Genomic DNA, 25,983 nt, shown 5'->3' with positions numbered 1-25,983 from the left:
GACAGTAATGCAACAAAAACCGACTACAAACACGGTAATTATCTATTCAAGTGCCCGAAAACAAGGTAATACAAGTTTGCAAGTAAATGATTATAAAACACAATATGGTGGCGATGTGGTTTGCCTTGATGATTATAGTATCTCGCCATATTGCTATGACAAGCAGTACAAAAATGATGATTTTTATGCGGTGTTCGAGGCGTTATTAGGGTACGAGCATTGGGTACTTGCATCGCCTGTTTACTGGTATAACACGACACCCCAGTTCAAAGCATTTTTAGACCGCATAACCGATTATATGGATGACGAAACACTCAGACCAAAACTGAGAACACTGCGTGAAAAACAGTTTTCACTGTTATCAAATGCAGGCTCTGCCAAGGCGCCGAATGCGTTTATTGACATGTTTAAAAACACCTTTAATTATTTAGGCATGAGCTTTAAAGCACATCAACATATTGAGGCTAGTTAAACGCAGATAAACAGGGTAGGCTAGAGTAAAAAAGTAACAGGATTCTTTATGAAATCAACGCTATTAGGCTTATCGCTTACCTTGTTAACCACGTTTAGCCATGCCGAGCAAACTAAGCCTGCAATTGAAGGTTTTGGTTTTTATTATGATGTACCAAATCATGCGCCTATCGCAGAGCAAGCGACCTTCAAAGTCGTGTTTGATGTGGCCGATGCTGCACAAAAGGGGAAGCAAAATAATAGTATTAACTCGTTAGCACGCTTTATTAATATGCATATTGCCCATGGTGTAAAACCTGAAAATATTCAACTGGCTTTAGTTGTACATGGCGGGGCAAGTGTCGATTTACTCGAGAACAGTTTTTACAAGCAGCGTTTTAATAGCGACAATAAAAACCAGCAATTGATTTCACAATTATTAGCGCATAATACGGTTGTCTATGTATGCGGCCAGTCGGCAACCCATATGAAAGTTAAACAAGAGCAGCTGATCCCCGGTGTACAAATGGCACTATCAGCCATGACAGCGCATGCACTCTTACAGCAACAGGGTTATACCCTGAATCCATTCTAATGAATATTCTCTGTTTTGGTGACTCAAATACGTATGGGATCTCGCCTGTAGATGGCAAGCGTTTCAACGATAATGAGCGCTGGCCAAGTTTGCTGGGCATTAAATTAGGGGCGGGGTATCATGTTATCGAAGCCGGACAACCTAACCGTACACTGACCAATGAGCCCCCGTTTAGTGGTGATAAATTAGGTGTGAAATATTTAGAACCTTACCTACGAGCCTATCATGTTGATACGCTTATTATTCAACTAGGTACGAACGATTTAAAGCGCCGATTTGCATTGTCGGTTGCTGATATTGCAAACGCACTCGACACGCTAATTATCGAAATAAAAAATCACTATCTGCACCGTGAATTGCCAAAAATTATGGTGTTGAGTCCGCCAAAGATTTACGAGGTAGGGGCTTATCAGTCTATTTATGCAGGGGCTGCTAATAAAGTTAGACAATTGACTGCTGAGTATAAATTGATTTCTGAACGTCATAACTGTCATTTTATAAATGGCTATGAACTTATTTCCCCTTGCCCCACTGAGGGCATTCATTGGCCACAAAAAGAACATAAGTTACTTGCAGAACATTTATTTCAACATCTTTAAAGTAATGTTTGAGCAATTTCTTTAAAGGACTTACCAATTTTTAGAGTAGTGCCTGTGTTTAGCTCAACATGATCATGACTTATACTAATCACATTTTGATTGTTGACTAGTAATGATTTATGAATCTGGGTAAATGAATGAGATAGCTGTTCACTAAGCTGCTTAAGAGTGGCTGTCGCAAGTGTGACTTGCTGTGCTTGATGCAGCTTTACATAATTACCGTATGCTTCAATGTATTCAACAGAATTTAAATCAAACTTGCGCTTTTCTCGATCTACTTTAAGAGTAATATAGTTTGCGTTTGTAGCGCTGTATTTAGGCAAGCGATCACGCACTTTATTAAGCGCTTGATCAAGCCTTGGCGCCGACACTGGTTTCAATAGATAATCTGTTACATTCAATTCAAAGCCAGTTATAGCATACTCATGATAAGCACTCACTATGACGATTTGAGGTGGTTTAGCAAGTGCTTTTATCAACTCAAGCCCAGTAACTTCTGGCATATTAATGTCTAGAAAAACCATATCAACAGATGATTTAGCGAGTGCACATAAGGCATCTTTAGCACTATAAAATTGAGCAACTAACTTAATATCGGGGTGTTCTTGTAAGTGATGCTCAATAACTTGGTGGGCGAGAGGTTCATCGTCAATGATGATAGCTCTTATCATTTGATAACTCCAATATCAGTGTCGTTTGCCATAAATTTGATTGCTTTATAGTCGTGAGAGAGTGTTTATTTGGGTAGAGTAGTTGAAGCCTTTTTTTTAAGTTGTTTAGCCCCAAACCCTGTTGATTTATTTTTTCTTTAACATTTATAGCGTTCTCACAGAAAAGTGTCAGCACATTGTCATCTACTGTGATTGAGAGTGTTATTTTTGTTTTATCTAATGCTGGTTCTACGCCATGTTTTATCGCGTTTTCTACGATTATAATTAGTAATAGAGGGGCAATATGCAGTGTTTCTAGTTTATTTGGCCATGTTAGGTTAAATGAGCATTTGTTTGAACTTCTAATTTTTTGTAGCTCAATAAAGTTCCTAATGTAGTTTAGCTCTTTCTCTAACAGAACATATGGTTTTTGGCCTTCGTATACTGTGTATCTTAATAAATCAGCCAAGTCCATCACCAACTGTGGGGCTTGCTCTGATTTTGTGAGTGTTAGCGCATATAAATTATTCAAAGTATTAAACAAAAAATGTGGATTCACTTGCTGTTGAAGAAGTTTTAATTCCATTGTGGTTTGTTGTTTTGCTATTTCATTAAACTTACTCTGCTGTTGTTGTCTTTCAAAAGCTAGGATTACTGGTGTGCTAATAAGTAAAAAGAAAAACATGAATTGATAATTATACTTAGAAAAAATGTTTTGGTTGCCACTCGGGGTCAAGTTTGCAATGTTATTTGGTAAATCATTAATGGGTAATGCTAATAAAATTGCAATAAGTAATGGGGTGAGAGTTACCATAAAAATAACGGATGCAACCACAAAAGTGAAAACGCCATAGTTTGCAAGTAAGTGGCGAATAAGTACGTAACGGTTGATTAAGTAGAGGCTATAAATAATGACTACATAAACGATAAGCTGAAGAAAATAAAATAAAAACTGATCAAATTCAGACAATAACTTACTGAAATCAAAAATTAATTCAAAAGGTTGATTTAATAATGGTTCTTCGTGACTATTTAGTATACCAGCTAGCAGGAAAGCCCAACATATGAGAATCGTTAAGGTTACGTTATCTAATGAAATGAAAGAGTTAAACCATTTTGTAAGGAAATCATTGTTCTTTACCATGCCCTGTTGAGAAATAAGCCAAATCAGACTGGCTAATGTGCATAATAGCCAACATTCTACTCCGAGGTAATGCCACTGTGCATAGAGCGAAGAAATCATGCTAAGTGCATATACACTTAACGGATATAAAATGAATCCAGTAAGCCACACTAAAGTAGAGTTTTTAAATGTCTGCTTAAAAGTTAAAAAGTGAGCAGCTAAAAAGGGGGTGCATTCCAATAGTAACTGCATATTTATTTGCAAGTATAGAACTGGTGAGTCGAGTCTTAATGACAAGTAACGAGTATGACCTTCGAACAATATAGCTGCGAATAATGGCAGTAAGGCAATGAAGTACTTGCTATTAGTGCTATTCGACAGAAATGATAAAATAGCCCGCAAATGTCACCTCATTATCTTGTTTTAGCTTTTTAGTAATTACAATCTAGTAAACCTGCTTAGTACATCACGCCATACTAATATAGTCAAAACCATATTCATTTCAAGGCTTTATAGACTTTAAATTGAGTTTACTATTTTTGACCTTTATTGCACTAGTGTAATGATGAAAGTGTTATTTTTACTGATGAACGTCAAATATTGACTTTTATCCTGTGTTTTCTTGGGTTGATCATTACTTCCTCGCTAGTTCAGTAGCTGTTACTTAAGGTAACAGTCCGTTAATTAAGGAACGTAACTATGCTAGCACTAAAAAATATTAATAAGCGATATGCTGATGGTACACACGCATTAAATGACGTGACGATTCGTATCCCTAAAGGAATGGTAGGTTTACTTGGGCCTAATGGAGCTGGTAAATCGAGTTTGATGCGAACATTAGCGTGTTTACAAAACGTTGATAAAGGCCAAATAAACTTTGATGGTTTAGATGTTCTGAAGTATCCAAATGATATGCGTAAGCAGTTAGGTTATTTGCCGCAGCAATTTGGTGTGTACCCAACGATGAGTTGTCGAGCTCTGCTGGAACATATCGCTATTTTAAAAGGCCTTAATGCAAAGCAACGAAAGCAACAAATAAATGATTTACTGTCACTTTTAAACTTATCAACATTTGCAAATAAAAACGTAAGCCACTTTTCGGGTGGGATGAAACAGCGCTTTGGAATTGCGCAAGCCTTACTCGGTAACCCCAAGCTTATTATTTTAGATGAACCCACTGCGGGGCTCGATCCTGCTGAACGCGAAAGTCTTAATAATTTGTTAGTAGCTATTAGCAAGGAGCGTTTAGTCTTACTCTCTACTCATATTGTCGAAGATATAGAAAATCAGTGCCGATTTGTAGCAATGATCAATCAAGGTCATCTCATTCAACATGGAAATGTGGATGATTTAATAAATCAACTGGCTGGTAATGTCTGGTTATTGAAAAGTCTCCCATCAAATTTAGCTAAAGGTTCATTCGTATTAAGTCAAAGCTATCGATATGGTGAGCCTATTTTTCGTGTTTTTGCCTTGGAATGCCCCTCAGCCGAAGCAATAGCAGCAAAAGTGACGCTTCAAGATAAGTATTTTTATGAATTAAAATCACAAGAGGTAAAAAATGCTACTTCGTAATGACTTAAAGTATCTTTTTAGTCAGCCTATTATTTGGTTATGTAGTGTTTTTTCTCCATTATTTGCATTTACACTGTCTTCTGGTTTGGCTATTGAAGAGGGAAATACGCTTAAGCAGTTTTCTTTACACTTATTATCAATACAAATGATACAGCTCACTGTGCTGGTTGGAGTAATAGCCCCAGTTACTTTTTTGCGTGATCAAATACATAATATGGATGAGATTATCAGTACTACGCCTATCAAATCTAAATATAGATCACTGCTTCGTGTAGGTAGCTTACTTATATGTCTTTTGATTATTTCAATGATGAGTTCGTTGGTAATTTGGCTCTATCAATGTCAAGTGCATGGCTTTGATTGGCAGGCAGTTAATCATCTATTTTTTAATAGCTTTTTTTTACTAATTCCAAATTGCTACCTTCTTATTGTGATTGCTTTTTGGATCTGTGACAGGTTTCAAAGTGCCTTGGTTAGCTATACTACTTTTGGCATTATATGGGTTGGTTACTTGTTTTTCGCTAGCATTACTGGCAATCCCATTTTGGCGGGTAGTGGGATCGTTAGCGAGTCTTTGTATCAGATGTCTTTATGGTTTGATCCCTTTGCATACACCGCTTTTATTGCTGGCTTTGCTGAGCCCCACCATTGGGAGCTTATAATTAACCGTTTGGTAATAATTGTACTTACAACGGTTATATATATCTGGGCAATGCGCACCACTAAAAAAAATATAAATAAACCCGTACAGATCCGTGAGCCAGTATTGAATTCGGTTGTGCATTACAGGTCCGTAGTGCCCAGAGGGAACGATTGGTTTATGCTGGGAACACTCTATCAGCTATCACTTGCATATATACTAAAACAACCAATAACGTCACTCATTTTATTTCTCTGGTCTGTCGTGGTATTTAACAGTGTCGCCTCATCATTTGAATATGCTGAAGCGATGAGTATTGTTAGCCCGACGAGTATAGATGCAATCAATCACTACGCATTTGATATGCATATACTTTTTGGTTGTTTACTGCTTGCTCTTTGGAGTTGGCAGGTAAGTTGTTATGCAAAACGATTTAATATGGCGGAGCTTATTGCCGCATTGCCTGTAAAAACAGTGACACTTTTATATAGTCAATTATTAGTGGTAGCTACTTTAGCGATAATATTTTCCGTGATGAGCTTTATCGGCACCTCCTTGGCAGAGTGGTTCAGTGGCAGTGAATATCAGCCTAGTCAGCATATTTATATATTAGCTTTAATGTTATTACCGCTTATTTTAGTTGCTTGGGTGACAGTATGTATTTTCAACATATGCTCTTCTTTAGTTGCTGGCTTATTTGTCATTGTTATCTTGTTGCTTAAATTTACGCCAGTAATGACTTTCTTTGGTTTCACTCATACTTTTTGGAGTTTAGCTTGGACACCTTTACAAGCGCCCAATGAATTTTGGGGATATCGTGCTAGTTTAAATAATTACTGGCCGTACATGAGAGTTTGGCTTATTGCAGTGTTTAGCTTTGTTGCTGTTAGTCAAATTTTTAACCACCGTGGTGTAGGGGTTGGTCGGCGACAGATAAAAGTAAAAGATACTTGGGTATTGGTTCCCATTTTTCTATCACTTAGTTTATTTGTGCAATTACACATAAATTTAGTTTCTGAAAAGCCGCTAACTAATTCTCATAAGCGAGAGTCATTTAAGGCAAACTACGAAAAAACTTTTGTTGATTGGAAGCATAAAAAGCAACCAGTTATTAGTCATATTGATGCTAATGTTGATTTTTACCCCTACAAGCAGTTTGCGCATTTTGAACTCACATATACACTTACTAATCCTCATTCAGTTGATATAAAAAACGTTTTAGTTGGTAGATCTGGCTTTTATAAATGGGCAAACATAAAAATTGCAGGTGCAAGGCGAGTTCGCTTTTATCCAACATTGAATCAAGCAGTGTATGAGTTTGAGCGTGCTATTAAACCAAATGAAATACGGCAACTTTCGTCTCGATTTGAGGTTCGGCAAGCAAAGCTGTGGCCAGCAGTAGGACATCATATTTTAACTCCTGAGTTTAATTATATTCGCTCTGTGCCTATGCTGCCAACGGTTGGCTACCAAGCTAATTATGAGCTAATAGATATTAATCTTCGAAAACAATATGGCTTACTTGATAGGAACGTATCCCTCCCTTCTAAGCAGTTTGCTTCTGAGAAAAATAGACCAGATAGATATGATCACATAACAATGTCGAGCACAGTTTCAACTGCGGTTGGTTACCACGTTGTTACACAGGGCAAACAAATCGCTCATCAGCGTGAAAATGATCGGGAAATTTTTAAGTTTGAAGCTGCATCAGCATTCAATAATTTACCAGCCTGGCTGTCTATTCCTTACTCACCAGTAATAGAGCAGTTTGGGGATGTTAAATTGCAGGTATTTGCAAAGCAAAAAACGTTACTACAGTCGCCAAATTCAATAGTCATTCATTTACAGGCAATGAAAGATACACTTACTTGGTTCAAAGACAATGTCGTTGCTTATAAAGCAAAACAATTGAGTTTGGTTGCAGCCCCTAAGTTTGGAGGAACTGGTTTTGCCTTACCGCAAATTATACTCATTGAGAATAAAGTAGGCTTTAGGGCAAGCCCAAGTATTGATGCAGGTTTTGATCAGCGATATCGACGTGCAGTGCATGAAACGGCCCATCAGTGGTTTGGTCACGATATAGGCAATAGCGTTAATGAAGATAGTGCCTTTTTAGTCGAATCAATGGCTAAATATATTGAATTAGTGATGATAGAAAAACGCTTTGGGAAAGCCGCTATGAATTCTCTTATTGAGTATGAAACTAGGCGATATGAGCAAGCTTTACGTGTGGACATTTCAGCTAAACAGTCGCTTGTAGACTCAACTAAAAGTTATGATCAATACTCTAAAGCAACGATAATCTTTGCAAAACTAAGAGATAGGGTGGGTGATGAAATCATTATTAAAGCACTCAAGTCAGTCTGGGAAAACTATGCATTTCCAAACCGACCTGCGACTTCTATGGATTTAATACGGGCTTTACAGTTACAAGTCAATACTCAGGATAAGGCACTGATTAATCAATTTTTCTTAGAGCCTTAAATACAAGGTTTTATGGTCTTAAAATAACCCATTTAATTATGAAAATTTAAATAAATTGAGCAAAAAAGCCACAGGTAATGAAACACTGTGGCTTGGGCTTTAACCTTTTAATCAAGGGTTTGGGAGGTTATTTTAAAATGCGTAACTTACGCTTAAACGTGTAGTGCGAGGCATAATGTAACGACCATTTGGTGCATCAGCATTGCGGGGATCCCCCTCAGTGATGCCTTGTTCATCTGTTAAATTATCTACGGCTAATTGTATTTTTATACCTTCCATCGGCTCTACAATTAAACCTAGGTCAACTTTTTCGTAGCCTTCTAACACAACGGTATTTTCGTTGTTGCCGAAGCGGTCATCAACTGCTGATATTGTGCCGTATAGCGTTGCATACATGCCACTTACTTCAAAGTCATAGCTTGGTGTTACACGCACTTGCCATTTGGGCTGACGCTGGCTCTCGTTACCTTCATTGCTGGGGCTTTCAGTGATCTCAGTTTCTTGAAGAGTAGAGTTTAAGTTGACTGAGAAACCAGACTCGTGGTTATAGTTGTAATCAAGCTCAATACCGTATGCTTCGTTCGTTAAGATTTCAGCGGGAACACCTGGGCGACGAACAAACGTGTCACCTTTTACTTCATTGGTGAAAAGAGTTGCATAGAAATCAGTGCTATCAGTCAGTAACTTATAACCAAACTCTGCTTGGGTTACCTCTTTTATTAACTTTTCTCCTCCCTCGTAAGCTCCAAAGTTATCACGAAAATCATCGAAGTAAGGCATTTTGTAACCACGGTTCACGCGCGCAAATACGCCCATATCGTCGTTAATTGAGTAATTTATGCCGGTTGTCCATGACGTTTTGCTTTCGTCATATTGCACGGTTTTGTTGATCACACCATCTAGTCCCTCATCAACACTGTATTCAACTTCATGGTTTTCAAAGCGAATACCCGCATCAAGTGTAAATGCTTCATTAAGTGTAAACTGAGCAGTGGTGTAGAAAGCATTGGTGCGTGCATCACCTGTTGAGTTTATGTCGTAATTAAAATCACAACCTTCAACACTTGCATTACACGCTATTCCATCTAGCATTTCGCCGCCAGCTTCAAGCACATGATAAGCAGTATTACCCAAGCTCCACCAATCATTGGCTGAAGTATTTGCTGTGTAGTAGCCAAATGCAGTAGAAAGATCACCAAACTTTTTAGAAAAAGCTAAGTCATTAGTAAATGAGCTAATCTCTTTTAAAACGACCCAGCGACCGAGTTGTTGTATAGGGGTGTCTGCGTCATACACCGTGCCTGTTGCCGCTCCCGTTGCAAATTCACCATTATCGGCAACGTCAGCAACAGTTGTTGCCGAGCCACTTGGTACTAAACCGTAGGTGTTTGCATCACCTTTGGTGATATTAAAGCGATCTGTGAAGTTCCAGCCGTTGTCAAATTCAAGTTTGATGCTACCGCCAGATACATGACCTTTCCAACCCCGACCATCACCAATATCTACTTGATGTGCTTCGTTATTGGGTCCTGTGTATATAATCGCTTGGCGATTAAGAGTGCCTAGCTGCGTGTATTTGGCGTCAATGCCATCAACATTAAGAGGTGTTGGTAAGTACCATGCACCGTGGTCATCAGTTTGGCGTGTATATACATTGATTTCGCCTTTTTCCAGCACTTTTGTGATGTTAATAGTGAATTGGTTACCTTTTTCTGAAGTAAAACCTGCGTCACGAATACCTGGCGAGCTTTTTACATAACCACCCACCATGAAATATAAATCATCAGAAATTTCACCACTTATGACTGCATCAACTCTTTGTAAATCGTAGTCTGATGTTGTGTATTTGAACATACCTTCGGTATCTTCATGACCTCGCTTAAGACGAAAGTTAGTGGTTAGGCCAGGCTGTCCATTCGATACAACAGGGTTTGGACCGCCACGCAATGCCTCCATTGTTTCAATGGTTTCGTCGATACGAAATAACGATGAGTTCTCAAGGAATGACAAGGTTGGAGCTGGGTAAATAGGTGAACCATCAAGGCTTAAGGTTAAAAATGGCGCATCACCCCCTCCAGGAAAACCACGCACAAATACGTTTGCACCAGACTCACCACCCGAGCTTTCTACCCACACACCAGGTACTGCTTTAAATAAATCTGCCGTGCTTTTTGGTGATAGTTTAATTATTTGCTCTGCATCAATATTTGTAACTGCATAGCCAGCATCAATTTTACGTACGCCTACACCCGCAGGTGTGCCTGATACAACAATGCGTTCTACTTTTTCTTTTGTTTGTTTTTCAGTTTGTTCCGCAGCCATTGCAGTTTGGCCACTAATTGCAAACAGTATAGCGCAGGCAACTGCACTGCGAGTGTGTGTTGTTGTCATTGTGTGTTCCCATTTTTTGTATTGTTGAATCCACAGCACTAACAGTATTTATGGAAATGTTAATGCGATGCTTTTTTAAACCTTAGAATGTTATGCAAACGTTTGCAATTATTTTTTGCAAGTTTTGCTTTATTTTTGAACACAGAGTCTGTTTGTTGATGTATCTATTGAAAAAATATTATCTATAGCCGCGCAGCGATTTATGCTAAATAATGATATATTGAACACTCAAGTAATAAGGAAGGCAGTGTTTTAACATCATGAACGATAGAAAATTAAAGTTAGCTGATCTTGCTAAGTTAGCGGGTGTATCTACGTCGACAGTATCCCGTGCGTTAAATGATAACCCTTTGATTAAAAAGGAAACTCGTGACAAGCTTCAGCAACTAGCTAAAAAGCATAACTTTAGTTTAAATACTGCCGCTAGTCGTTTACGTACGCAAAAAACGAATGTTGTTGCAGTCATAATCAACCTTGATGGCGATACCGAACAATCTATCAATGACCCTTTTTTACTAAAAGTTGTCGGCGAGATTAATCTTGCACTTAATAATCACGGCTTAGAATTGTTGCTATCAAATTCATTTATGGCTAATGATGATTGGGCTAATTATTTTATTAATAGTCGTCGTGCTGATGGAATTATTGTTGTAGGACAAGGTAAAAGCCAAGTAAACATTGAAGCTGCAGCACGAGCTGGTGTGCCTTTAGTTGTTTGGGGTGACCCAAAAACACCCAGTAATTACCCTATAGTGGGCAGCGATAACTACTTGGGTGGGCGTCTTGCTACGGAACACTTGCTCGAAAAGGGGGCTAAGAACATCTTATTCTTAGGGGATCCTGATCATGCCGAAATAGGTGAGCGATATCGGGGTTATATGGATGCACTTAATGCTGCTAAAGCAATACCACACGTGGTTTCTATTGATATTACGAGTAGTGCAGCTTACAAAGGGATAAACCAATTATTGGTTGAAAAAGGGCTATGCTTTGATGGCATTATGGCGTGTAGTGATATGGTGGCATTAGGTGCAATGAAAGCACTAAAAGAGCGTTATATTAGTATTCCTACCGATGTTGCCCTCGTTGGTTTTGACGATATTGCAATGGCAGATATTAGCCACCCTTCGCTTTCTAGTGTTAAACAAAACACGCAACGAGCCTCTGTTATCTTGGTTGAAAAATTATTAGCACAGCTCGCTGGTCAAAAAGTAGAATCTCAAGTTATTGAAATTGAATTAATTAATAGGCAATCAAGCCAACGTTAGCCAACTTTTATACTTATATATCGCTTTATTTTGATTTTGCAAACGTTTGCATTTTATTTTGCACTAAACTAGACTGAATAAAAATAATCACAGGCTAGAGCGAATGACCCCAATAAGAATAACGATTGCATTGGCATGCAGCTATTTTGTGTTTGCTATTATGCTCAATAGTGTCGGCACTGTTATTTTACAGGCAATAAACAGTTTAGATGTCAGTAAAACGAACGCATCAGTTTTAGAAGGATACAAGGATCTCACAATCGCGATTGTGTCTTTTGTTGTGGCGTCATTCATTCCACGATTAGGCTACAAAGTCGCGATGCTAGGTGCGTTAATATTAGTGGCTATGCTCTGTTTAATTGTACCGAGCATTGCAGAGTTTTGGGCTTTAAAAGCATTATTTGCAGCGATTGGGTGTAGTTTTGCAGTAATGAAAATTGCAGTTTACTCTGTTATTGGTCAAGTAACAGACACTGCAAATAAACATTCAGCGTTACTGAACACTATCGAAGGTATTTTTATGCTGGGGGTGTTATCGGGTTACTGGATTTTTGCTCTCTTTATTGATGCTAATAACCCGCAAAGTAGTCACTGGTTAAATGTGTATTATCTGCTAGCACTTATTATTGCTATTGCAGTGTTAGCCGTAGCCACAGCCCCCATAAAATCGCCGCCACGTAGTAATCAATCGCAGTCTCAAGTGCACGCATTTATTGACATGTTACAGCTCACTTATCAGCCTTTGGTGCTTATTTTCATTGTGAGTGCTTTTTTATATGTTTTAGTTGAGCAGGGGGTTGGAACCTGGCTACCCACTTTTAATAATCAAGTGTTAAAACTCCCTGTTGATGTCAGTATTCAGCTTGCCAGTTTATTTGCCGCCGCCTTAGCACTCGGCAGGTTAGTCGCTGGGCAATTATTGCGTTTTATTGGTTGGTTTAAATTATTACTGAGTTGTTTAATTGCTATGGCGGTACTGGTGTTATTGATTTTACCGCTAACACACGATGTTGATGGCAGTAAAATAAGCAGTGTGTTTGATGTGCCTTTTGCCGCGTATATGTTGCCCTTGATTGGCTTTTTTATGGCGCCTATCTACCCATTACTTAATTCTGTGATGTTAAGTTCATTAGCTAAACACCAGCATGCAGCAATGACAGGGTTAATTGTTGTTTTCTCAGCACTTGGGGGGACAACTGGCTCGATTATTACAGGCTTTGTGTTTGATAAATTTAGCGGCCAGCACGCCTTCTACCTAACTCTTGTTCCTATTGCTTTATTACTAGTCAGTGTCGCAATTTTCAAAAAATTAACGTTAAAACCGCAGTATCTAGCAGCGTCTAACGCCTGCTAAAGGATGATTATGAGCTTTGTAAACAGCCAATTATTTAATGATGTTCAGCTGGCAGAAGTGTTTGCTGATTCAAAGATGTTCGCCGATGCTATACCGTATCAATCATGGCAAGTTGCTTGTGATCGTTATCAACAGATAGGCCCATTAAAAGGTGAGGAATTACATGCGTTTGTAATGACACATTTTACGTTCGCCGACCAAACTCTGTCATCTGCTAAGTTAGATTCTCTTTCAGTGAAGCAGTATATTGCAGATCTTTGGCCCCACTTACACCGTGCAGCAGATACTAATGAATCGAGTTCATTGTTACCGCTTAACTATGACTACATTGTCCCGGGCGGGCGTTTTCAGGAAATTTACTATTGGGATAGTTACTTTACAGCGCTTGGCTTAGAAGATATTGGTGACTTAGCTACAATTGAAGCAATGGTAAATAACTTTATTGATTTGCAAAATCGCATTGGTTGTATTCCCAATGGCAATAGAAGTTACTACAGTTCTCGCTCTCAACCACCGGTTTTAGCGTTAATGATACATATGCTGTGGCAAGCAAAGTACCGACAAAATGCTGATTTTGTTTGGTTGGCAAAGGGGGTGACCGCACTTGAATTAGAGTATCAGTTTTGGATGCGTGATCGTGACAAGCTTTCATCAGAACATTTGGTTTCTAAGCGTGTGGTGCGAATGCCTAATGGTGCTTATTTGAATCGCTATTGGGATAGCGCTGCCACTCCTCGCCCTGAGTCATTAAAAGAAGATTTACATGACGCTAAAACGCTTGGTTCTAATCAGCAGCGAAACTACTTTCAACATATTCGAGCAGCCTGTGAATCGGGCTGGGATTTTAGCAGTCGTTGGCTTAAACACGGTGATGATTTAACAAGTATAGAAACGAGCAATATTCTCCCCGTTGATTTGAATAGCTTACTGTATAATTTGGAGAATACGCTTGCGCATTATCATGACTTATTAGGGCAACATCAACAGAGTGAATATTATATTGATTTTGCAGCGCGACGTTTAAATGCAATAAATGAGTATTGTTGGAATGAGTCAGCAGGCGTATACAGAGATTTTAATATTCGATTAAAACGCCAAAACCAAGTGGACTCTTTAGCGATGGCTGTGCCTTTATTTGTTGGTGCTGCATCTAAACAGCAAGCCGCACATGTAAAGCAAAAATTGATGAATGAGTTTTTAAAATCGGGTGGTTTAGTTACCACGTTATGTACCACATCACAGCAGTGGGATAGCCCAAATGGCTGGGCACCGTTGCAGTGGTTTGCAGTAAAAGGACTGATTGATTATGGCTACCACAACGACGCTCAAACAATAATGAAACAGTGGTTAAACATGATTGAAATGCGCTTTGCTGAAGATAAATGTTTGCTCGAAAAGTACAATGTGTGTGATTTAGTAAGCCGTGCTGGTGGCGGGGAATACTCCGTACAGCAAGGCTTTGGTTGGACAAATGGAGTAACGTCTCGATTTTACACTTTGTTAGCTAATAATACGTAATACGAGAGGCTTAACGAAACGATGGTTACGTAGTAATTTCGTGAGCGTGCTCTTTAGTAACAGTCGTTCTTTATTCAATAATGTGGCTATAAGGTTCTTAATTTATTTGTAATACAAAATGAAATTCACCTAAAAGCCATGTATAATTTGCGCCCTTTAAATAACCACTGTGGCTTGTGTAACGTCATAGTGGGTTTTTCATTATATGGGGTCTTTTCGTGAAAACGTTGCTCAAGCAGCATGGTGTTATTTTTATTCTTCTCAGTATGTTAACTGGCTTAATGGGCGCGTTTGTAAACCCATTAATGAGTTTATTTATTGTTGAAGGCCTTAATTCGCCCCCTATATATTTAGGTGTTTACATGGTCGCGGTTACCTTAACGGGTATAGTGATTAGTCAATGGTTGGGCGGTTTGGCTGATAAAGGCACAAGCGCACGTTCACTGTTTATGGTGGCTGTTTCAGGAATGATGTGTGCGCTCATTACATTTGCCAATGCAACTGCATTTTGGCAAGTAATGCTTGCTGGAGTGCTGTTTTTAGCGATGGGTAATGCTGCAATACCGCAAATGATGACAGTCGCTAGGCAATGGGCAGCTCGACAAGATAACATTGATATAACAAGCTTTAATTCGCGTCTGCGTGCTGCCATTTCATTTGCTTGGGTCGGTGGGCCGCCCTTAGGTTATTTGTTAGCGTCGGGTGGGCAATTTAGTTTGTCTTTTTATTTTGCTGCTGGGTGTGCATTACTCGCACTCATTTTTGCTTTTCTATTTATTCCAGACTACAACAACAAAAAGCGCACCGGCCTTGGTGAGCAAGCACCAGTGACCCCCAGTTCGTTTTGGTGTTTAGGTTTAGCCATTATGTTGGGTTCTACAGGCAACATAATGTATTCCTCTGCGCTGCCTCTTTACAGTATTAATGAACTGGGTTTTGCACAGCACACGCCAGGCATATTTATGGGGGTGGTGGCTTTTTTAGAAATTCCAATTATGTTGTATAGCGCTAAACTTGCTAGAACACACAATAAAATAACATTGCTTGCAGGGGCTTTTTGCTGTGCGATTGTGTTTTATGTCGGTGTATTTTTTGCCTTTGAAGTATGGCACTTAATCGCTTTGCAACTGTTAAATGGTGTGTTTTACGGTATTTTTGCGGGGATTGGTTTAACGGTTTTACAAGACCAATTACCAGATCGTATTGGCTTTACATCTGCATTTTATACCAATGCAATTAAGCTCGGGGTAATGTGCGGGGCGGGTGCTACAGGTATTATTGCACAGTTTTATAGCTTCCGGTTTGCAACACTTGGCTCCATTACAACCGCATTGTTTGCTATGTTATGCCTAGCGCTTTTTAGGTTGCTGAAACAAAAAGAAGCGCAGACCGAAAAGCGGTTTGTTGAACACTCAGCAATTTAGTTAAGCGTCATGGTATTAAACTGAAAAAGCCCAGTAAATACTGGGCTAAAACAAGGGAGTGTTTATTAATTAAATAAATATTTTAATGTTAGTGATGTTGTACGGCCATTGATTGTACGAGCACGAATAATGTCGTTATCAGGCACTGACCCTTCTTCTGCTTCGGTAATACCCACTGTATCAAATAGGTTATTTACATTTAGCGATAAGTTTAAGTTTTCAGATAAGTCATAGCTTACAAAGCCATTTACTTGCGTGTATCCATCAAACTTCAGGTCGTTATTATCTTGTGCGTACGCATCCGTTGTGCCGATAAAGCTTAAGCCAGCAGAACCTTTATCAAAGTTATAACGCGCCATTAAAGAGTAAATTAGATCTGCTTGGCGACGTGGTGTATTACCAACAAGTTCTGGCGAAAGCGCGTCTTTTGCAATTTCGGCATCAGTCCAAGTTAAATTACCACGGAAATCCCATGCATCGATAAAGTAAGTCGATTCAATCTCAATCCCTTTAGCCTCGTATTCGCGGTCAAAGAACTTTTGTGATGTTGCTTCAAAGTTTTGCTCTTCGGTTTCAGCATAGAAAGCGGTTGCAAAGATTGACAGTGAATCAAAACGTTTTTTAACACCGATTTCGTACTGGTTTACTTCATCAATCGCGTCTTCTTTTGCAACTGAACCATCAGCTTGAACCTTACCAAATAGTAGACGGTCAGCATTCGCACGTCCGCCTTTGCTCAGGCGGGCAAAAGTCGCAAAACTTGGATCAATTTGATAGTTCGCACCGACAGAATATGAGCTGTAATTCCAGTCATAGTTAACGATGCCTGGGTTTGCGTTATCGATACCCGCTACATTTTGTTCTGGAATCGAAATAACGCCGTCATTATTCATATCGACAGTAGATGTTACAGCGCCGGCATAGTTACCACGAGCTTCACCGCTGTCATAACGAGCGCTTGCGTCAATACTTAAATCACCGAATTTGGTAGCAACGTTTATATAAGGAGCACGTGTTTCGTACTCGGTATCGTAATTACGTTGGCAGCAATTTCCCCAATAGGGTGTCCCGTATGCGTATAACCCGTTTTCTGAGTAATTGTCGCCATTGGCTGCTACCACATCAAGCAGGGCTGCATTATCGCCTTTAAGCTCCATAACATATGAGTTCCAAAGCCACGACATGTCAATTGACTGGCTAGATGCAAAGTAACCAAAAGTAACACTGGTGTCATCAGAGAATGACTTCGTTAGTTTTAGGTCATTAACGATAGAGCCCATGTCGTTAAGCGTTACATCAAATGTGTGGATACGCATGGCCAGATTATCACCATAGTTTTGACCAGCTGAGCCACCATTAGCATAAATCAGTGATGCACCGTCGCCTGCAATGCTTGAAGCGATTGAGCTTGCGCTGGCAACTTCGGCAGGAATAAGAGAAATAAAGTTACCGCTAACAGATGATTTTCTAAAGCGATTTTCAATACGCCAATCGTTTTCTAAATCGAATGCAGCTTCAAACCCTAGCGATGTTACTTCAGGGTTCATACCATTTGTCATGTCACCGGTGCTAATTTGGTTATCACCATTTAGGCGCAAGGTTTGTGTAAATAATGCTGAATGTGGTGTGTCTGATTGTGCGTCAAAGCCTGGAATTGAGTCGCCATTTGAATACATTGGCATTGGCAGGTAACCCACGCTTTTATCATCTAAGTGCTTAAAGTATACACGCACGTACCCTGTATCAAACTCTTTGGTTAGGTTAGCCTTGATTTGACCGCCTTTGTTTGATGTGTAGCCAGTTTCTCGCGGACCTTCACCTTGGCGAATAAAACCACCAATATGATAGCGAACACTGTCACTTAGATAAGTACCGTATTCAAAGTCTGTGCGAATAGAGTCGTAATCAAGGCCCACTGTCGTTGACACGCTGCCTGACTCATTTTCACCTGTTTTAGAAATAAAGTTAATAATACCGCCAGGGGCGTCACTTGCAGCGGTAGAGGCTGAGCCACCACGGATAGATTCAACGCTTTGTACGGTAGAATCTAAGCGCATGAAAATGTCTGCGTTACCAAAGGCAATATCGCCAAACTGCATAACGGGTAAGCCATCTTCTTGTAGTTGTAAGAACTTAGCACCCCCCGATGCGACAGGTAAGCCGCGAACTGCGATATTTGCATTACCTTCGCCACCCGTTGATTCAGAGCGCACACCCGGAATGGTTCTAAATGCTTCTGCTGTTGAGCGAGGTGTTGATACTTCAATTTCAGCCAATGAAACACTGCTGACCGAAGAGCTAGATGCCATGATGGTTGTGCGGCGGGGTACACCCGTCACAACAATTGTTTCAAGGCCTGTTTTTTTTGCTTCCTGCGGTGCTTGTTGCTCTTCAGCATACAGATTGTGGCTGATAGCAAGCGCTAAGGCGCTTAGAGTGTATAGGGCGTGTTTGTGTGTTGTCATAATGTGCCTCATCTCAATCCAAAGGTGACTTTGTTGTCTTAAAATTTAATCTTAATCGATTAAGTTAAAATAGCAATTAATTTACATAGTGCAAGTATTTTTAAACAAAAAGTTGCACGTTTTCTATTCAAACGTTGATTTTAAATAACTTTTTAATGGCTCAACGCGCTGTGTTGAGTTAAAGCGTGCTCTGCAGGGTTGCGTAAATAGTTATAGAGCATGGCTAAAAATAGTAAACATGCGAACCCTGTCGCTAAGTAAAAGCCATAGCGGATATGCCCGAAGTAATCACTGATCATGCCCATTAAAAGGGGGGCTGCGGCGGCTGATAGGGCGGTAAAGAATAAAATAACGCCAGCCACAGCTCCATGCTGCTGCACTGCAAAACATGAAATTCCCTTAGAGTTTAAAGTAGGGTAGATCATTGACATAAACAGGCCTGATAGTGGTAATAAAAACACAGCCCACTCAACGCCGCCTAAAATTAGCCCTATGTAACACAGTGCTATTCCTAAGCTTAAGTACAGCATTACTGCTTGCCAGCTAAAATGATTTAATAACCACACTGCCATAAAGCGCCCTGCGGCACGCAAAATAAAGAACAATGTAAGTGCATAGGTCGCTAACAATTGCCATGGACCCTGATAGTCACCTAAAAGTGTCGGCATCCAAACGTAAATCGCCACCTCGGTTGCAACATAAAGTGCAATCGCTAGCGAAAATCCTAGTGCGTATGGGTTTTTCATCATTTCCATGGTTGTCGAAAGTGAGGCTGGCTTTGCATGCTTGTCTTGCTTTTTAGGTTTAGGGTAGTCAGCTCGCCAAGCGGTAATAGTGAGTATTAAGCACATTATACCCGCGATAAGGTATAGATAGGTCCAACTGACTTTCTGGGTGATTAAAAAGCTAACTAACGCAGGGCCGACAATGGCGCCAACACCAAAGAAACCTTCGACTAAATTCATTGTTTTGGTGTGTTCTAAATTATTTTTAGAAATATCACCTAATAAAGCCAGTGCACCTGTTTTAAATAAGCCTATAGCAAGGCCAATACAGCTTAACAACAGGACAAACACCATGAAACTACTGCTCACTGCAAATAAAAAGCAGCTAATTGTAAACAAACCCAGTCCTAGCATAATTGTTTGTTTACGGCCTAAACTGTCGGCAAGAAAACCTAAAAACAGTCCGCTAAACGCAATTAAAGCCATCGGTGCATAATGAAAAGCACTGGCTTGCGTCATACTGAGATCAAATTCTTTAATAAGCTCTGGAATGATCATACCGACGGCATCTGATGTCATAGCAAACATAAAAAACATCATATATGTCAGCCATCTAATCGTTTGCAAAGGATCGTGTGTTCTATTCATGGTTGTATCCTCACATGAAGGCTTGCGCCTTTACTATGTATCTTAGTGTATAAAAGTTATAAAAACTGCTTGAATAATTTGCTGTCGTGGTTAAAGATATAACTTAATCGATTAAGTTTCAACTTGGTATTAACAATTATGATCAACAATAAAGTGCAATTAATCACCTACGCAGACCGGATTACTGGTCAAGGTATTGATGAATTAAGTAATTTATTAAATGGCCCACTTAAAGATGTGTTTGCAGGTGTACACTTATTGCCATTTTATAACCCGATTGACGGCAGTGATGCTGGTTTTGATCCCATTGATCATAGTGAAGTGGATTCACGCCTTGGCAGTTGGCAAGACATTCAAGCATTAGGTGCAAATTATGACTTAATGGCTGACCTAATCGTCAATCATGTGTCTGCTCAGTCATATCAATTTAAAGATGTATTAGCGAAAGGCAAAGAGTCTGAATTTTGGGATTTGTTCTTAACCAAAGACGATGTTTTCCCAAATGGAATGTCTGAAACAGAACAAAAAGCCATTTATCGTCCACGCCCTGGTAGCTGTTTCACACCTATTAAGTGTGGTGACGGTAATACGTATGACTTTTGGACCACGTTTACCGATAACCAAATTGATATAAATGTTAAGTCATTAGCAGGTATTGAATACTTAAATAATGTATTAACTAAGTTTTCAGAAAACAACGTCAATATCATTCGTTTAGACGCTGCAGGCTATGCAATTAAACAAGCTGGCACAAACTGCTTTATGCTCGATGAAACGTTTGCTTATTTAGACAAGTTGTCTGCTCAGGCAAATGATTTAGGCATGGAAACCATTGCTGAAATCCACAGCCATTATCAAACACAGGTTGAAGTCGCTAAACGTGTCAATATGGTATATGACTTTGCTCTTCCACCTTTGATTTTACATAGTTTATTCAGTAACAACGCTGATGCACTCGTAGACTGGTTGGCTATTTCACCGCGTAATTGTTTAACCGTGCTTGATACACATGACGGTATTGGCATTATTGATGCGGGTCCAATGGGTGAAAAGCCAGGGCTATTAGATGCTGAACAAATTGATAATCTTGTTGAAACGATACATGAAAAAAGCAAGGGTCAAAGTCGCTTAGCAACCGGTGCGGCTGCAAGTAATGTTGACTTGTATCAAGTGAATTGTACTTATTACAACGCACTTGGCGCAGACGATTTTGATTATTTACTCGCACGTGCCATACAGTTTTTTGCGCCGGGTATTCCACAGGTTTACTATGGCGGATTATTTGCGTGTGAAAATGACATGGATTTATTGGCTAACACCAATGTAGGCCGTGATATTAATCGCCCATATCTGAGCGCGGCTGATATTGATAAAGCACTCGCTAAACCGGTTGTTAACGGACTGATCAAACTGATTAAGCTGCGTAACGAACATCCTGCATTTAATGGTGAGTTTAATGTTAAAGGCGAAGGCACTAGTTGCTGTTTAAACTGGCATAAAGATGAAAGTTCAATTGAACTTAAAGTGAATTTCGCCAGCCGAGAAGTCCTCATTATTGATCAGCATGATAATGAGCAAGTTTTAATTTCTCTGGCTGACTTTATCGCTTAACCGCTTTGGCCTATTTGCAGCTGGTAGTCAATCTGCGCTACTTGCTGTTCTTTTGATAAAAATAAGGTCGCTGCTAAGCGGCCTTTTTCTTCGCTATTTTGATGTACTGTTGTGAGTTTTGGCACAAATCGCTGGCCTTCATCGATACCATCAAACCCGACAATTCTGACATCGTTTGGAATAGAAAGCCCCATTTTGATAGCCTCACGCATGGCTGCTAAAGCAATTAAATCACTCATGCATAACAAGACATTAGGTCGGGGAGTGCTGCTTAATGCCTCTTTAGCTGCAATACTGGCGAAGCGTTCACTGCTTTCAGGAATATTCCACGTTCTATCATCGCTAAGTGTGACGCCCGCTTCGTTAATCGCTTGGTGATAACCCCGCAAACGTTGGTGCGCGATAGATTGCCCTGCTTCAAACTCGTGATGTTCATATACTCGGCACAACACATTATCATTAAGGAGTCTGAGCCCTAAAATTGCCACCCGATCATCACTATTTTCGAGGGCATGCATGGCAATATCAAAACTTGCTTGTTGATTATTCACATTGACCGACGCTTCACGGCCAATGTCAAAGTCTACAGTAACGACATGTTTTGGTACTTTTTTTAACTGTTCGACTAGCTGTTTATTTCGGGGTCTACCATAACAAATAAAGCCGTCAACAAAGTCAACGACGCTGTTAAGGTTGTCGCTGTTGCCAGAAAATAGCAGCAAGTTAATGCCATTTTTCTCGAGTACCGATGACACACCGCGCATAAAACTACTCGCCACTGGATCTGACACCATATACTCAACGCTATCAGGTAGCACTAAGGCAACAATATTAAAGGTGCCACGGCGCAATGATTGCGCGGCTTTATTTGGCCCGAAATACCCGAGTTTTTTACACGCTGCTAAGATTTCTTCTCGGCGTGCTTTCGACAGTTGATCTGGACGATTAAACGCATTTGATACGGTGGCATTTGAAACCCCTAATTCATTGGCAATACTTTTTAAGGTCCAGCTTTTAGGTTTTGACATGGTGGCAACTTAATCGATTTACTTATCAGTAAATTACCATAGAAAGACCCGAAAAAAAGTGTTTTTAACGATAAAAATAAGCGTAACATACAGATTAACTGACTTTTTGTTTACGAAGGTGATGAGGTTTGATTTCAAAATTACCAAAATGGGTAGAAGTTGGCGCATTGATCCTTGCGTTAGTCGCGGGGTTTGTCAATGCGATTGGGTTGCTTAGTTTTGAACATCAGGCAGTCTCGCATTTATCGGGTACGGCGACCTTACTTGGTGTAGGTATGATTAAGGGCAGTGTATTGGGTCTTGTACATGTGCTCGGCGTGCTTGTGTCTTTTTTAGTCGGATCATGCATTGCTGGTTTTTTACTGAACAGCTCGGCATTAAAGTTAGGGCGTCATTACGACACCGCGCTATTTATTGAAGCTTTTTTATTATTGGGAGCGTTATGGTTGTTGTCAGAGGGGTCTGGCTATGGGCACTTTTTGGCTTCGGCGGCGTGTGGTCTGCAAAACGCACTAGCGACCACTTACAGTGGAGCTATTGTTCGTACGACCCATGTTACGGGAATTTTTACTGATTTAGGTATTATGTTTGGGCGCTTTTTTCGGGGGGAGCCGTTAGATAAACGAAAAGCTAAACTGTTTTTGCTGATCATCGCAGGTTTTATCATCGGCGGCTGTTTAGGGGCCTGGTTTTTTATCCAGTTTGCCTTTTTAGCTTTGCTAGTGCCGAGTACGATTTGTATTTTGTTGGCAGTGACTTACCGAGTATATTCGCACCGTATTACAGAGTAACTTAATGACTGGCAATGCTTTTAGGTGTTGCCCCAAAGGTTTGTTTAAACAGCCTGCTAAAGTGACTAAGGTTATTAAAACCAAGTTGATAACACACACTACTAATAGACTCACCTTTTTCTAAGCGTTTATAAGCCTTCTGTAATCGCAGCTGCTGTTGCCAAAGTGCGGGAGTAGAGCCAAAGGCTAGCTTAAATTGTTGATAAAATTTACTGCGACTCATACAGGCAATTTTACACAGTACATCAATGTCGATAGTGTGCGCTAAATGTTGCTCAATATACTGGATAACATGGCTCAGTGGTGTTGCAAGCTTACCCTGTTTGCAACTCGCAATCATTAAATCACGGCTTTGTTGTTGTAATAGTCGAGTGATAAGTTCATTCAATGAAAGATCGATTAAGTAGTCTCTGTGCTGCTCATTTTCACTAAATAAATTGATCATGCGTTCGAGTAGTTGTTGGGTTTGAATATTGTGCTCTGCATGGACTAACTTAGGCTCATAATGAAAAAAATCATCATGGCTAATTTGCTGCTCAACATTCAAAGCATCAACCACTTGGCTAATTTTGTCGGTACTAATTTCAATAGCTAAACAGGTCGTAGGCTGATTAAGAGATGCGTTTGGAAAATCAATTAATACTCCTTGCTTTGGCGCTAGTACAAACGACTGGTGTGGTAAAAACTCTTTGTGGTAGTCACTGTCGGCAACATGCATAATTTTTTTACCGCTGATCATGCCGCAAAATAATAGTTCGCTGGAATGCAGCGCGACTTTTTGTGCATCAAGGTAGGTGTCGTAAATGCTTAATTCGGCATGCTCACCGGCAAAACTTACCTTATTTTCAATTAGCACATCAATACGTTGGCGTTTTTTATCTAAGCGACTGTTGATTAGTGATGTGTTCATTGTTACCTCGTGTTTTCCCTTAAATTTGGACAAATAGTCAAAAAATCTGGACTGGGAATCAAATGTGTTTTGTTGAACTAGGCTAACTTCACTAGTTAGCGGTTAAATAAACAATAACCTACCGCCTAAATAAAATACAACAATTTGAAGAGAGAACACATTATGATCTATGCAAATCCAGGCAGTGAAGGTGCCAAAGTTAGTTTTAAAGCGCAATATGAGAACTATATTGGAGGGCAGTGGGTCGCCCCTGTTAACGGTGAATACTTTGACAATATTAGCCCAGTAAACGGTAAGGTATTTTGTAAAGTACCTCGTTCAAGTAAAGAAGACATCGAACTTGCACTTGATAAAGCCCACGACGCAAAAGCAGCATGGGGCACAACATCGGTGACAGAGCGTAGTAATATTTTGTTAAAAATTGCGGACCGTATTGAGCAAAACCTCGAAATGCTCGCAGTGGCTGAAACGTGGGATAATGGTAAAGCTATTCGCGAAACCCTTGCAGCAGATGTTCCGCTGGCGGCGGATCACTTTCGTTATTTTGCGGGGTGTGTGCGTGCTCAAGAAGGATCAATTGGTGAAATTGACGAAACCACAGTAGCGTATCATTTTCATGAGCCTTTAGGGGTTGTCGGGCAGATTATTCCATGGAACTTTCCACTATTAATGGCTGCGTGGAAACTCGCTCCAGCACTTGCTGCGGGCAACTGTGTTGTTTTAAAACCTGCCGAGCAAACACCCGCATCAATCCTTGTTTTGCTCGAAGTGATTGGTGACTTATTACCAGCAGGTGTATTAAATGTAGTGAATGGCTATGGTAAAGAAGCGGGTGAAGCGCTGGCAACCAGCACACGTATTGCGAAAATTGCTTTTACTGGATCAACGCCTGTTGGTTCACATATTTTAAAATGCGCCGCCGAGAACATTATTCCTTCGACTGTAGAGCTCGGTGGTAAATCGCCCAACATTTTCTTTAATGATGTGATGGAAAAAGATGATGCATTTTTAAGTAAAGCCATTGAAGGGGCTGTACTTGCTTACTTTAACCAAGGTGAGGTGTGTACATGCCCATCACGTTTGTTTATCCAAGAAGATATTTACGAGCAATTTATTGAACGTGTACTGGCGCGCACATTACAAATTAAACGGGGTAACCCGCTTGATACCGAGACCATGGTAGGGGCGCAAGCATCACAAGCGCAGTTTGATAAAATTTTAAGCTATATTGAAATTGGTAAAAAGGAAGGTGCCGAAGTACTTACCGGTGGTGAAGTAGAGCAGTTATCAGACGAGCTTAACGGGGGCTATTATATTCAGCCAACGCTATTAAAAGGCACCAATGATATGCGTGTATTCCAAGAGGAGATTTTTGGACCAGTGATTTCTATGTCTACTTTTAAAGATGAAGATGAAGCATTAGCGCTGGCCAATAGTTCTGAATTTGGTTTAGGAGCTGGTGTTTGGAGCCGAAATATGAACCGGGCTTATCATTTTGGCCGCAAGATTGAAGCTGGCCGTGTTTGGACAAATTGTTATCACATGTACCCGGCACATGCGGCATTTGGTGGGTATAAAAAGTCAGGGATTGGTCGCGAAACACATAAGTTAGCGCTTGACCACTACCAACAAACTAAAAATCTATTAGTAAGTTACAGTGAAAATCCACTGGGCTTCTTTTAAAAGCAATTTCTTATTGTTGTCGAAACTACCCAAACGCCACTTTAGTTAGTG

At 40.0% G+C, this 25,983-nt stretch carries 19 protein-coding genes; 12 read left to right on the top strand and 7 right to left on the bottom strand.

The features are described 5' to 3' along the window. Positions 1 to 7: 7 nt before the first annotated feature. The 3 genes from GZH31_RS18910 to GZH31_RS18900 are packed head-to-tail and all read left to right on the top strand — an operon-like array spanning position 8 to position 1,644. Positions 8 to 472 carry a flavodoxin family protein gene (locus GZH31_RS18910; RefSeq protein ID WP_036972327.1) on the top strand — a complete coding sequence of 155 codons (465 nt, stop codon included), beginning with the start codon at positions 8 to 10 and terminating at the stop codon, positions 470 to 472. Between the two features lie 48 nt (positions 473 to 520). After that, positions 521 to 1,045 carry a DsrE family protein gene (locus GZH31_RS18905; RefSeq protein ID WP_036972326.1) on the top strand — a complete coding sequence of 175 codons (525 nt, stop codon included), beginning with the start codon at positions 521 to 523 and terminating at the stop codon, positions 1,043 to 1,045. Further along, positions 1,045 to 1,644 (top strand): SGNH/GDSL hydrolase family protein, encoded by a 600-nt coding sequence (locus GZH31_RS18900; protein ID WP_180311708.1) that lies wholly within the window; start codon positions 1,045 to 1,047, stop codon positions 1,642 to 1,644. The genes GZH31_RS18905 and GZH31_RS18900 overlap by 1 nt, the downstream gene beginning before the upstream one ends. On the opposite strand, the gene GZH31_RS18895 is transcribed toward GZH31_RS18900, so the two are convergent. Together GZH31_RS18895 and GZH31_RS18890 are read right to left on the bottom strand one after the other, a co-directional pair. Then, positions 1,641 to 2,315, bottom strand: a complete 675-nt coding sequence (locus tag GZH31_RS18895; protein WP_036972324.1) for a LytTR family DNA-binding domain-containing protein — start codon at positions 2,313 to 2,315, stop codon at positions 1,641 to 1,643. The two genes, GZH31_RS18900 and GZH31_RS18895, sit on opposite strands and share 4 nt — an antisense overlap. Next, the gene (locus GZH31_RS18890) at positions 2,293 to 3,669 is read right to left on the bottom strand and encodes a sensor histidine kinase (protein WP_180311707.1); all 1,377 of its coding nucleotides are present in this window, start codon (positions 3,667 to 3,669) and stop codon (positions 2,293 to 2,295) included. The genes GZH31_RS18895 and GZH31_RS18890 overlap by 23 nt, the downstream gene beginning before the upstream one ends. Before the next feature lie 447 nt (positions 3,670 to 4,116). Between GZH31_RS18890 and GZH31_RS18885 the strand changes: the two genes are divergently transcribed. Both GZH31_RS18885 and GZH31_RS18880 read left to right on the top strand, forming a co-directional pair. After that, a complete protein-coding gene (locus GZH31_RS18885) occupies positions 4,117 to 4,992 on the top strand; it encodes an ABC transporter ATP-binding protein (protein ID WP_036972323.1) in 876 nt (291 codons plus the stop codon). Further along, a complete protein-coding gene (locus tag GZH31_RS18880) occupies positions 4,979 to 8,116 on the top strand; it encodes a M1 family aminopeptidase (RefSeq protein ID WP_180311706.1) in 3,138 nt (1,045 codons plus the stop codon). Before GZH31_RS18885 ends, GZH31_RS18880 begins: the two co-directional genes overlap by 14 nt. 132 nt (positions 8,117 to 8,248) lie before the next feature. Here the strand turns inward: GZH31_RS18880 and GZH31_RS18875 are convergent, their stop codons facing one another. Then, positions 8,249 to 10,507, bottom strand: a complete 2,259-nt coding sequence (locus GZH31_RS18875; protein ID WP_180311705.1) for a TonB-dependent receptor — start codon at positions 10,505 to 10,507, stop codon at positions 8,249 to 8,251. 260 nt (positions 10,508 to 10,767) lie between these two features. Between GZH31_RS18875 and GZH31_RS18870 the strand changes: the two genes are divergently transcribed. The 4 genes from GZH31_RS18870 to GZH31_RS18855 all read left to right on the top strand — a co-directional run bounded on the left by GZH31_RS18870 (position 10,768) and on the right by GZH31_RS18855 (position 16,071). After that, positions 10,768 to 11,775, top strand: coding sequence for a LacI family DNA-binding transcriptional regulator (locus tag GZH31_RS18870; RefSeq protein WP_065978945.1), 1,008 nt, complete (start codon positions 10,768 to 10,770; stop codon positions 11,773 to 11,775). A gap of 103 nt (positions 11,776 to 11,878) precedes the next feature. Then, entirely contained in the window at positions 11,879 to 13,129 is a 1,251-nt protein-coding gene (locus tag GZH31_RS18865) for a sugar MFS transporter (protein ID WP_180311704.1), read from the top strand. A gap of 9 nt (positions 13,130 to 13,138) precedes the next feature. Continuing rightward, positions 13,139 to 14,647 carry a trehalase family glycosidase gene (locus GZH31_RS18860; protein ID WP_180311703.1) on the top strand — a complete coding sequence of 503 codons (1,509 nt, stop codon included), beginning with the start codon at positions 13,139 to 13,141 and terminating at the stop codon, positions 14,645 to 14,647. Positions 14,648 to 14,865: 218 nt separating this feature from the next. Next, the gene (locus tag GZH31_RS18855) at positions 14,866 to 16,071 is read left to right on the top strand and encodes a sugar efflux transporter (RefSeq protein ID WP_257473708.1); all 1,206 of its coding nucleotides are present in this window, start codon (positions 14,866 to 14,868) and stop codon (positions 16,069 to 16,071) included. Positions 16,072 to 16,136: 65 nt separating this feature from the next. Here the strand turns inward: GZH31_RS18855 and GZH31_RS18850 are convergent, their stop codons facing one another. After that, a complete protein-coding gene (locus GZH31_RS18850; protein ID WP_180311702.1) occupies positions 16,137 to 18,536 on the bottom strand; it encodes a TonB-dependent receptor in 2,400 nt (799 codons plus the stop codon). A 152-nt stretch (positions 18,537 to 18,688) separates the two neighbouring features. Next, the gene (locus tag GZH31_RS18845) at positions 18,689 to 19,909 is read right to left on the bottom strand and encodes a sugar MFS transporter (RefSeq protein WP_075593199.1); all 1,221 of its coding nucleotides are present in this window, start codon (positions 19,907 to 19,909) and stop codon (positions 18,689 to 18,691) included. 138 nt (positions 19,910 to 20,047) lie between these two features. Between GZH31_RS18845 and gtfA the strand changes: the two genes are divergently transcribed. Continuing rightward, a complete protein-coding gene (gtfA, locus tag GZH31_RS18840) occupies positions 20,048 to 21,520 on the top strand; it encodes a sucrose phosphorylase (protein WP_074988711.1) in 1,473 nt (490 codons plus the stop codon). Here gtfA and GZH31_RS18835 read toward each other — a convergent pair. After that, positions 21,517 to 22,548 (bottom strand): LacI family DNA-binding transcriptional regulator, encoded by a 1,032-nt coding sequence (locus GZH31_RS18835; RefSeq protein WP_036972316.1) that lies wholly within the window; start codon positions 22,546 to 22,548, stop codon positions 21,517 to 21,519. The genes gtfA and GZH31_RS18835 overlap by 4 nt on opposite strands. Before the next feature lie 128 nt (positions 22,549 to 22,676). Between GZH31_RS18835 and GZH31_RS18830 the strand changes: the two genes are divergently transcribed. After that, on the top strand, positions 22,677 to 23,339 hold the full coding sequence (locus tag GZH31_RS18830) for a YoaK family protein (protein ID WP_036972315.1): 663 nt from the start codon (positions 22,677 to 22,679) through the stop codon (positions 23,337 to 23,339). 1 nt (position 23,340) lies between these two features. Here the strand turns inward: GZH31_RS18830 and GZH31_RS18825 are convergent, their stop codons facing one another. Next, positions 23,341 to 24,249 carry an AraC family transcriptional regulator gene (locus GZH31_RS18825; protein ID WP_036972314.1) on the bottom strand — a complete coding sequence of 303 codons (909 nt, stop codon included), beginning with the start codon at positions 24,247 to 24,249 and terminating at the stop codon, positions 23,341 to 23,343. 162 nt (positions 24,250 to 24,411) lie between these two features. Here GZH31_RS18825 and GZH31_RS18820 point away from each other — a divergent pair, with 162 nt between their 5' ends. Next, positions 24,412 to 25,932 (top strand): aldehyde dehydrogenase family protein, encoded by a 1,521-nt coding sequence (locus GZH31_RS18820; protein WP_074988712.1) that lies wholly within the window; start codon positions 24,412 to 24,414, stop codon positions 25,930 to 25,932. Positions 25,933 to 25,983: the final 51 nt, after the last annotated feature.

It is taken from the genome of Pseudoalteromonas sp. JSTW (genome assembly GCF_013423925.1).
Lineage (GTDB): Bacteria > Pseudomonadota > Gammaproteobacteria > Enterobacterales > Alteromonadaceae > Pseudoalteromonas > Pseudoalteromonas lipolytica.
This window is presented reverse-complemented; position numbering and strand designations above follow the sequence as displayed.